Origin of the sequence: Streptomyces pseudogriseolus, from assembly GCA_002154585.1 — a bacterium.
Classification (GTDB): Bacteria; Actinomycetota; Actinomycetes; order Streptomycetales; family Streptomycetaceae; genus Streptomyces; species Streptomyces pseudogriseolus.
Window position 1 is genome coordinate 242 of record MUNG01000272.1, and the last position, 7,377, is coordinate 7,618.

The window sequence follows — 7,377 nt, forward strand, 5'->3', positions numbered from 1 at the left end:
CGTGTGATGCACGCCGGGGTGTGCGCGGTCTCAGTGCTCGTAGAAGCCCTGCCCGCTCTTGCGCCCGATGTCACCGGCGTCAACCATCCGGCGCATCAGTTCGGGAGCCGCGAACTTCTCGTCCTGGGACTCGGTGTAGATGTTGTCGGTGGCGTGCAGCAGGATGTCCACGCCCGTGAGGTCGGCGGTGGCGAGCGGGCCCATGGCGTGGCCGAAGCCCAGCTTGCAGGCGAGGTCGATGTCCTCGGCGCTGGCCACGCCCGACTCGTACAGCTTGGCGGCCTCGACGACGAGGGCGCTGATGAGGCGGGTGGTGACGAAGCCGGCGACGTCGCGGTTGACGACGATGCAGGTCTTGCCGACGGACTCGGCGAACTCCCGCGCCCTGGCGAGGGTTTCGTCGCTGGTCTTGTAGCCGCGGACCAGCTCGCACAGCTGCATCATCGGCACCGGCGAGAAGAAGTGCGTGCCGACGACCCGCTCGGGGCGCTCCGTCACGGCCGCGATCTTGGTGATCGGGATGGCGGAGGTGTTGGAGGCGAGGACGGTGTCCTCGCGCACCAGCTTGTCGAGCGTGCGGAAGATCTCGTGCTTGACCTGGAGCTTCTCGAACACGGCCTCGACCACGACGTCCGCGTCCGCGCAGGCGTCGAGGTCGGTGGTCGTGGTGATGCGGCCGAGGGCGGCCTCGGCGTCCTTCGCCTCGAGCTTCCCCTTGGCGACGAACTTGTCGTACGACGCCTTGATCCCGTCCGTGCCCCGCGTCAGCGCCTCGTCGGTGACGTCGCGCAGGACGACGTCCCAGCCCGCCTGAGCGGAGACCTGGGCGATGCCGGACCCCATGAGTCCGGCCCCGATGACGGCGAGCTTGCGTGCCACTGTGCGACTCCCCTGATACGCGCTGTCCATGTTCTCCAGGAGCGGACATTAGCGGTCGTGAGCAGCCCTGTGACCGGTAAGTAACGCGCGTCACGTCTCACATGACGGACATCACACCGGCGGCAGACGCGGTGGGAGGCGACGGGGCGTCAGGTCGCGGGCGTGCGCCGTCCCGAGGGCCGGGACGGGGTGGGCGGTCCGGCGCCTCGTCGAAAGCCGTCGCGCCGGGGCGCCGCCGGTGCGAGGGTGGGGGCGGTGTCCGTCCGTCGAAGGAGAGCCCCCGGCATGTCCGTCATCCACCGCACCACCCTGGAGCCGACCAAGCTGGAGCTGCTGGCCGGCTGGCTGCCCACCCGGCCCTGGTACCACGGCGGCCCGGAGGGGCCGCGGCTGAGCAGGGTGGGCGGCTTCCGGCTGGACGACCCGAAGGGCGAGGTCGGCATCGAGTTCATGGTGGTCCGGGACGACTCGGGCGACGCCCCGGTCTTCTACCTGGTGCCGCTCACCTACCGCGGCGCACCGCTCGACGGGGCGGACGCGGCCCTCCTCGGCACCGCCGAGCACGGGGTGCTGGGCCGCCGCTGGATCTACGACGCGTGCCACGACCCGGTGGCCGTCGCCGAGTTGGCGGCGCTCGTGGAGGGCCGGGCGGAGCCGCAGGCGCAGAGCGTCAGCGACACCCCCGACCGCGAGGTGACCCGCGCCCTGGCGGGCGAGGGCCCGGTGCCGGCCGAGTTCCCGGCGGTCGCGGACGCCGAGGAGCACACCGAGCTGACCGCGCCGGACGGCACGGTGCTGCGTGTGCTGCGCACCCTGCACCCCGCCCCGGACGGCGCCCCGCAGGCCGAGCCGGGCGCGGCGGGTCATGTCGCGGGCGCCTGGGACGCACCGGACGGCACCCGCGCCCAGGGCCTGATGGCGCTGCTCCTCACCCCGCCGCCGACACCGTGACACGGCGCACACGAGCGCCCCGCGGTCGCCGGTGCGTCACTAGGCTGACCCCATGGTCAACCTGACACGCATCTACACGCGGACCGGCGACAAGGGCACCACCCATCTCGGGGACATGAGCCGGGTCGCCAAGACCGATCTGCGGATCTCCGCCTACGCCGACGCCAACGAGGCGAACGCGGTGATCGGCACGGCGCTCGCGCTGGGCGGCCTCCCGGACGAGGTGGCCGCGGTCCTCACCCGCGTGCAGAACGACCTGTTCGACGTGGGCGCCGACCTGTCCACGCCGGTGGTGGAGAACCCGCAGCACCCGCCGCTGCGGGTGGAGCAGTTCTACGTCGACCGGCTGGAGGAGGACTGCGACCGCTTCAACGAGCAGCTGGAGAAGCTCCGCTCGTTCATCCTGCCGGGCGGCACGCCGGGCGCGGCCCTGCTGCACCAGGCGTGCACGGTGGTGCGCCGCGCCGAGCGCTCGACGTGGGCGGCCCTGGAGGCGCACGGCGAGACGATGAACCCGCTCACCGCGACCTACCTGAACCGCCTGTCGGACCTGCTGTTCATCCTGGCCCGCATCGCCAACAAGGAGACGGGCGACGTGCTGTGGGTGCCGGGCGGCGAGCGCTGAGCCCGCGGCCCGGGGCGTCAGCGGGGCCGCCGCCGCTCCGGGCCGCCCACCGCGCGGACGGCCCCGAACAGCGCCTCGGCGGCCCCGAGGACCATCAGCACCACGCCCGCCCTCGAGGGCGTGATCACCGGCAGGTCCACTCCCCCGGCGAACCGCCACAGCAGCAGGCCGGCCAGCGCCGTGAGGGCGCCCGTGAGGACGGTTCCGTACCGCGTGTTCACCGACCCACCCGCTCCCGCTCCGCGCCGCTGCCGGCGTCCTTCGCGCTTCCCTCGCCGTCCTTGGGCGTCTTCCTGGGCCACAGCCAGTAGGTGAGGGCGATCAGGCCGTGGATGCCGGCCGCCCGCCAGGCGGTGTACTGCCAGGACTCCAGGGAGGTGACGCGGCTCGGGTCGTCGACGTACCAGATGGCGGCCTGGAGCAGCGCGGTCGCCACCGCGGCGGCGGTCAGCGTGCCCAGCCACACCTTGGTCTCGTGCCGGGCCCGGGCCGGGCCGTAACGGGGTGCCCGCACGAGCGGGCGGCCGTCGAGGCGGTGCGCCGCGTGCCCGTCGAGCCACTTCACGGTGCGGTGGCCGTGGCCCACGGTGTAGCCGATGTAGAGCGCGGCGAGCCCGTGGGTCCAGTCGGGCTCCGCGCCGTTCTTCAGGTCCCACGCGGTGACGACGAGCAGCACGACCTCCAGCACCGGCTCGCACAGCAGCAGCGCCAGACCGGTGCGCGGCATCCGCAGCAGGTAGCGGAAGCCGAGCCCGGCTGCCAGCAGCACCCAGAACCCGACCTCGCAGGCGATGATCAAGGCGACGATCACGGTTCGCTCCTCTCGGTCACCCTTCCAGGCTCCCGGGCGGGCCCGCCCCGCGCGTCGTCGCGGCCGACGAATCCGCGGTACATCGAAAGATGCAGTCCAGGACCGCCCCGAGGGATCAGGCGGACGCCGCGCGCACCGTGTTGGATGGATCCATGGCCGTACGACCCCTGAGCCCGCCCCGCTTCGACGTCGCCGTCGCGCTCGCCGGACTGCTGGGCGGGCTGCTGCTGTGGGCGTTCGGGCTGGGCGTCCGGCCGGCCGACGACCCGGTCGTGCTGTTCGACGGCCGCTGGGCGCTGCTGGTGCCGCTGGCCGTCACGGCCGGCTGCGAGCTGCTGCGCCGCACCGCCCCGCGCACCGCGCTGGTCACGGGCACGCTGGCGCTGGCCGCGGACCTGATGACCCAGGGCAGCATCGCGACGATCGTGATGTACACCGACCTGATGTACGCCGCCGTGGTCTACGGCACCCCCGCGACCGCCCGCCGGCTGCCGTGGGTCACCGGGGTGCTCACGCTGGCCGGGATGCTGGTGCCGTACGCCGCCTGGCGGGTGCCGGAGGCGCTGCTGGTCGGTCTGGTGGTCGGCGCGGTGACCTTCGCGCCCGCGTCGACCGGGCTGATCGTGCGCAACCACCGCGACGCCGCCGACGCCGCCCGTCTCCAGGCCGAACAGACCGCGCTGCTCGCGGAGATGGACCGGGTCCAGGCGGTCACCGCGGAACGCTCGCGCATGGCACGGGAGTTGCACGACATGGTCGCCAACCACCTCTCCGCGATCGCCATCCACTCCACCGCCGCCCTCTCCCTGGACGATCCCGGCACCTCCCGTGAGGCGCTGACGGTGATCCGGGAGAACAGCGTGCAGGGACTGGCCGAAATGCGGCGGCTCATCGGCATCCTGCGCGACGGCGCCGACGACCGTGAGCCGTCCGCGACCCCCACGCTCGACGGCCTGGGCACGCTGGTGGAGGGCGCCCGCGCCAACGGTCTCGACGTCACCCTGGACGCCGAGCACGGCACGGTGCCCGCGCCGGTGGAGCTGGCCGCGTACAGGATCGTGCAGGAGTCGCTGACCAACGCGCTCAAGCACGCCTCGCCGGGACCGGTGACCGTGTGTCTGCGCCGCTCGCCCGAGGCCCTGGAGATCCGGGTGACCAGCCCCTACGGCGACCGCGACGGCCCGCGCGCGCCGGGGTCGGGCGCCGGTCTCGTGGGGATGCGGGAGCGGGCCGCCCTGCTGGAGGGTTCCTTCGAGGCCGGCCCGGAGAGCGGCCTGGAGGGCAAGCGGTGGGTGGTGCGTGCCACCCTTCCCGTCACCGATGTCGAACTGGGAGAAGCCTGATGATCCGCGTCCTGGTGGCCGAGGACCAGTCCGCCGTCCGTGCGGGACTGGTGCTGATCCTGCGCAGCGCGCCGGACATCGAGGTGGTGGGCGAGGCGGAGGACGGCGAGCGGGCGGTCGAGCTCGCCCGTGAGCTGCGGCCCGATCTGGTGCTGATGGACGTGCAGATGCCGCGCCTGGACGGGGTGTCGGCGACCCGGACGGTGGCCGGGGAGAACCTCGCGGACGTGCTGGTGCTGACCACGTTCGACCTCGACGAGTACGTGTACGAGGCCCTGTACGCGGGCGCCAGCGGCTTCCTGCTGAAGGACGTGCGCCGCGACGACCTGGTGCACGCGGTGCGGGTGGTCGCGGCCGGCGAGTCGCTGCTCGCGCCGACGGTGACCCGGCGGCTGGTCGCGGACCTGGTGAAGCGCCGCCGGGAGCGGCCGGCCGGCGTCGACGGCCCTCCCCCGCCGAGCCTGGACGCGCTCACCGCCCGCGAGGTGGAGACGCTGCGGCTGGTGGCGCGCGGCCTGTCCAACGCGGAGATCGCCCGCACCCTGTTCGTCAGCGAGCACACCGTCAAGACGCATGTGAGCAACGTGCTGTCCAAGCTCGGTCTCCGGGACCGGGTGCAGGCGGTGATCCGCGCGTACGAGTCCGGTCTGGTCACCCCGGGATCCCTCTGAGGAGTGAGCCGGCGGGTCGTCTCCCCCGTACGGGCGAGGGACGGAACCGGCGTGAACCGCTCCTCCCGGCGATCCGCCGGGGCGCCCGGAGGCACGACTCTGAGGGCGTCGACGAACCGTCAACGCCGGGAGGGGACCGTGCTCACCGCACTCGCCCGGACGGCCACCCGCCGTCCACTGACCGTGATGCTCCTGTGGGGGCTTTTCCTGCTGCTGGGCTTCGGCCTCGGGACGGGGGTCTTCGCGCGCCTGTCCGACAACGTGCCCGAAGTGCCCGGCACCGAGTCGGAGTCGGCCGCGCAGTACCTCGACGAGCTGGACCCTGCGGGGTCCTCGATCACCGGGGTGGTGGCCGGCACGCCCGTCTCGGAGCCCGGTCTGCGCGCGGAGGTCGAGCGGGCCGTGGCCGACGTGCGCGAGGTCGCCGGGGTCGCCGCCGTGCCCGACCCGTACGTCACACCCGGGATGATCGCCGAGGACGGACGGGCGCTGATCGTGCCCGTCACTCTGGAGGCAGGCCTCGAGGACGACGCGGAGGAGCGCACGCTCGAAGCGGCGGCCGAGCGGATCCGGGAGATCGATGCGCCGGACGTCCATGTGAGCGGGGGCCCGCTGCTGGGACTCCAGATGGGCGAGCGGGCCCAGGAGGACGTGAAGAACGCCGAGTTGATCTCCCTGCCGGTGGTGCTGGCGCTGCTGCTGGTGGTGTTCGGCGGGCTGCGGTCGGCGCTGCTGCCGCTGGTCGTCGCGGTCGGCGGCATCGCGGGGGCGTTCCTGGCGCTGTTCCTGTTCAGCGAGGTCACCGACATCTCGGTGTACGCGATCCAGGTGACGACGATGCTCGGCCTCGGACTGGCCGTGGACTACGCCCTGTTGATGCTGGTGCGGTTCCGTGAGGAGCGCCGGCACACCGGGGACGTCGTGGAGGCGGTGCACCGCACGGTGGCGGCGGCCGGGCGGACGGTGGCGTTCTCGGGGCTGACCGTCGCCGTCAGCCTGACCGGGCTGCTGGTGTTCCCCAGCGTGTTCCTGCGCAGCATCGGGCTCGCGGTGGCGGCGGTGGTCGTCATCGACATGCTGGCCGCCCTGACGCTGCTGCCGGCGCTGCTCGCGCGGTTCGGCGGGCGCATCCCGCCGGCGAAGACGCCCGAGGACGGCGAGGAGGAGGGCCGGTTCTTCGCCCGCGTCGCCCGCTTCGCGGCCCGGCGCAAGGTGGCCGTCCTCGCCGTGGTGGCGCCGCTGTTGCTGGTGCTGGCCCTGCCCGTGTCCGGGATGAGCATCGCCGTCGGGGACGCGCGGCAGCTGCCCGCGGACAGCGAGGCGCGGCAGCTCCAGGACACCGTCGCCGCCCACTTCCCGCCGGGCACCGGTGTCTCCCCGGTCGTGGTGGCCGTCCGGCCGGGCACGGACGCCGCGACGACGGACCGGCTCCGGGCGCTGGCGCCGGACGCCGAGACCCGTCGGCTGCCGGACGGCGGCGCGGTGATCGAGCTCCGGCCGCCCGGCGAGGCGGACGGCGCGGAGGCGACCGCGCTGGTGGAGCGGGTGCGGGAGGCACGCGGTGACGCGCCGGTCGAGGTGACCGGCACGGCGGCCCGGCTGGTCGACTTCCGTCAGGTGCTGGCGGAGCGGGCGCCGTGGGCGGCCCTGACCGTGCTGGCCGGCATCGTGGTGCTGCTGTTCGCGTTCACCGGCTCGGTGCTGCTGCCGCTGCGCACCGTCGTCACCACGCTGCTCAGCCTGGCCGCCGCGCTGGGTGTGGTGGTGTGGGTCTTCCAGGACGGCCATCTCGCCGGGCTGCTGGGCGCGGAGGGCCTGGGCGCGCTGAGCCTCACCGCGCCGCCGCTGATCATCGCGATCGCGTTCGGACTGGCCATGGACTACGAGCTGTTCATCCTGGCCCGGATGCGGGAGGCGCGGCTGCGCTCCGGTGACGACGGGGAGGCCGTGGTGACGGGGCTGAGCCGCTCGGGCCGGGTGGTCACCTGCGCGGCGCTGCTGCTGGCGGTGGTGTTCGCGGCGTTCATGACGGGCGGGTTCTCGCCCATCCTCCAGATCGGTCTGGGGCTGACGCTGGCGGTGCTGATCGACGCGACG

Annotated in this window: 8 protein-coding genes; 5 read left to right on the top strand and 3 right to left on the bottom strand. The window is 73.6% G+C overall.

Annotation, left to right across the window (positions count from 1 at the left end):
* Positions 1-30 precede the first annotated feature (30 nt).
* Positions 31-879: a 3-hydroxyacyl-CoA dehydrogenase family protein gene (locus tag CCN29_RS22965; protein WP_006130170.1), complete on the bottom strand. Its 849-nt coding sequence runs from the start codon at positions 877-879 to the stop codon at positions 31-33.
* Between the two features lie 285 nt (positions 880-1,164).
* Here CCN29_RS22965 and CCN29_RS22970 point away from each other — a divergent pair, with 285 nt between their 5' ends.
* Complete coding sequence (locus CCN29_RS22970) at positions 1,165-1,830, top strand: maltokinase N-terminal cap-like domain-containing protein (RefSeq protein ID WP_086684144.1); 666 nt, start codon at positions 1,165-1,167, stop codon at positions 1,828-1,830.
* A gap of 52 nt (positions 1,831-1,882) precedes the next feature.
* Positions 1,883-2,455, top strand: coding sequence for a cob(I)yrinic acid a,c-diamide adenosyltransferase (locus tag CCN29_RS22975; RefSeq protein WP_006130168.1), 573 nt, complete (start codon positions 1,883-1,885; stop codon positions 2,453-2,455).
* A gap of 17 nt (positions 2,456-2,472) precedes the next feature.
* Here CCN29_RS22975 and CCN29_RS22980 read toward each other — a convergent pair whose 3' ends face one another.
* Complete coding sequence (locus tag CCN29_RS22980; RefSeq protein WP_031020623.1) at positions 2,473-2,676, bottom strand: DUF5708 family protein; 204 nt, start codon at positions 2,674-2,676, stop codon at positions 2,473-2,475.
* On the bottom strand, positions 2,673-3,266 hold the full coding sequence (locus CCN29_RS22985) for a hypothetical protein (protein WP_031020621.1): 594 nt from the start codon (positions 3,264-3,266) through the stop codon (positions 2,673-2,675). The genes CCN29_RS22980 and CCN29_RS22985 overlap by 4 nt, the downstream gene beginning before the upstream one ends.
* A gap of 152 nt (positions 3,267-3,418) precedes the next feature.
* Here CCN29_RS22985 and CCN29_RS22990 point away from each other — a divergent pair, with 152 nt between their 5' ends.
* The 3 genes from CCN29_RS22990 to CCN29_RS23000 all read left to right on the top strand — a co-directional run.
* The gene (locus CCN29_RS22990) at positions 3,419-4,609 is read left to right on the top strand and encodes a sensor histidine kinase (protein WP_086684147.1); all 1,191 of its coding nucleotides are present in this window, start codon (positions 3,419-3,421) and stop codon (positions 4,607-4,609) included.
* The gene (locus CCN29_RS22995) at positions 4,609-5,280 is read left to right on the top strand and encodes a response regulator (RefSeq protein WP_442538459.1); all 672 of its coding nucleotides are present in this window, start codon (positions 4,609-4,611) and stop codon (positions 5,278-5,280) included. Before CCN29_RS22990 ends, CCN29_RS22995 begins: the two co-directional genes overlap by 1 nt.
* Before the next feature lie 138 nt (positions 5,281-5,418).
* Positions 5,419-7,377: MMPL family transporter (locus CCN29_RS23000; RefSeq protein WP_086684150.1), on the top strand; the 1,959-nt coding region annotated here is incomplete at its 3' end.

What these genes read in the sequence shown, in the direction of transcription:
- CCN29_RS22970 (WP_086684144.1), top strand. Translation starts at nt 1,165, where the DNA reads ATGTCCGTCATCCACCGCACCACCCTGGAGCCGACCAAGCTGGAGCTG.
- CCN29_RS22975 (WP_006130168.1), top strand. Translation starts at nt 1,883, where the DNA reads ATGGTCAACCTGACACGCATCTACACGCGGACCGGCGACAAGGGCACC.
- CCN29_RS22990 (WP_086684147.1), top strand. Translation starts at nt 3,419, where the DNA reads ATGGCCGTACGACCCCTGAGCCCGCCCCGCTTCGACGTCGCCGTCGCG.
- CCN29_RS22995 (WP_442538459.1), top strand. Translation starts at nt 4,609, where the DNA reads ATGATCCGCGTCCTGGTGGCCGAGGACCAGTCCGCCGTCCGTGCGGGA.